The following is a 970-nucleotide window of genomic DNA, read 5'->3' as shown; positions in this document are numbered from 1 at the left end:
TCGACCGCGACGACCGCGCGGTCCACCCCGGCGCAGTAGCCGCGGGGTGCCGCGAGCAGCACCTTCTTGGGACCGGCGACCGGTTCGTCACGCAGTCGGCCCCGTGCCGCGTGCACACGCGGCGGGGCGAGCGGGACCGTGTGGCCGTTGGTGATCGTCACGTCCCCGATGATAGGTGAGCAGCACGCACGCGACCTGGGCGCGCGGGGCGCCTGTGGAGAACACGACGTCCGTCCCCTGTCACCGGTCTCGGGCACGATGGACGTCCCAGCAGGACAAGGAGCGACATGGCGATCGAACAGGGCCCGCCGACGGCCGACAACCCGTGGCCGGTCGCGCTCCTCGGCGCGAAGCTGCGCGACTGGATCGACCGGCTCGGCACCGCGTGGGTCGAGGGCGAGATCACGCAGTGGAACGTCGCCGGCGGCAACGTGTACGGCAAGCTCAAGGACGTCGAGGTCGACGCCACCGTGTCGTTCTCCATCTGGTCGAGCGTGCGCTCCCGGGTGCCGGCGGACATCAAGCAGGGCGACCGTGTCGTCGCCGCGCTCAAGCCGAACTACTGGGTCAAGGGCGGCTCGCTGACCATGCAGGTCGTCGAGATGAAGCACGTCGGCCTCGGTGACCTGCTCGAACGCCTCGAGCGCCTCCGTCGCACCCTCGCCGAGGAAGGGCTGTTCGACCCGTCCCGCAAGCGGCGTCTGCCGTTCCTGCCGCACCGCATCGGTCTGATCACCGGCAAGGACTCCGACGCCGAGAAGGACGTCAAGCGGAACGCACAGCTGCGGTGGCCCCAGGTGGAGTTCCGCACCGTGCACACGGCCGTGCAGGGCGAACGGACCGTGGGCGAGGTCACGGCGGCGATCCTCGAGCTCGACGCCGACCCCGAGGTCGACGTCATCATCATCGCCCGCGGCGGCGGTGACTTCCAGAACCTGCTCGGCTTCAGCGACGAAGGACTCGTCCGTGC

At 70.2% G+C, this 970-nt stretch carries 1 protein-coding gene and 1 pseudogene; one reads left to right on the top strand and one right to left on the bottom strand.

The window, feature by feature from the left end; translation table 11 throughout:
• Window positions 1–161, bottom strand: a pseudogene (locus BIU89_RS18960) (4-hydroxy-3-methylbut-2-enyl diphosphate reductase); the annotation flags it as partial.
• A gap of 126 nt (window positions 162–287) precedes the next feature.
• Between BIU89_RS18960 and xseA the strand changes: the two are divergent.
• On the top strand, window positions 288–970 hold a 683-nt coding region (gene xseA / locus BIU89_RS13630), incomplete at its 3' end, for an exodeoxyribonuclease VII large subunit (RefSeq protein ID WP_071247287.1).

Source organism: Curtobacterium sp. MCBA15_005 (genome assembly GCF_001864855.1).
GTDB classification, from domain to species: Bacteria; Actinomycetota; Actinomycetes; order Actinomycetales; family Microbacteriaceae; genus Curtobacterium; species Curtobacterium flaccumfaciens.
Note: the sequence above shows the minus strand (reverse complement) of the source record. Positions and strands in the feature narration are given on the sequence as shown.